Origin of the sequence: Pantoea sp. GbtcB22 (assembly GCF_019091025.1) — a bacterium.
Classification (GTDB): Bacteria; Pseudomonadota; Gammaproteobacteria; order Enterobacterales; family Enterobacteriaceae; genus Pantoea; species Pantoea leporis.
Map to the genome: position 1 here is coordinate 1 of NZ_JAGXKB010000586.1, position 247 is coordinate 247.

Sequence of the window (247 nt, forward strand, 5' to 3'; positions counted from 1 at the left end):
CGCGCAGCATCGGCGCCACCAGCGCTGCCTTGAAACCATGGCGGCGACCGAATTCATGGGCTGCTGCGAATTCGACAGGATCGGGTGCTGCGGTATCGGGGAAGTGCGTGGTGAGCCCGTCCAGCATGGCCCTGCCGGGTGCGGTCGGGGGGCTGAGCGGCTGGCGGGCGCCGACCTCGCCCGCCATCGGGCCTTCGTGGCCGGCGATCAGCCACTGATCGCCTTCGCGCAGGAGGATGACGGCATC

The 247-nt window shown here is 70.0% G+C and carries 1 protein-coding gene; it reads right to left on the minus strand.

Features of this window, described 5'->3' with window-relative positions:
• Nucleotides 1-247, minus strand: a 247-nt coding sequence (locus tag KVT28_RS26055) for a hypothetical protein (RefSeq protein ID WP_217551166.1), incomplete at both ends; no start/stop codon positions are given.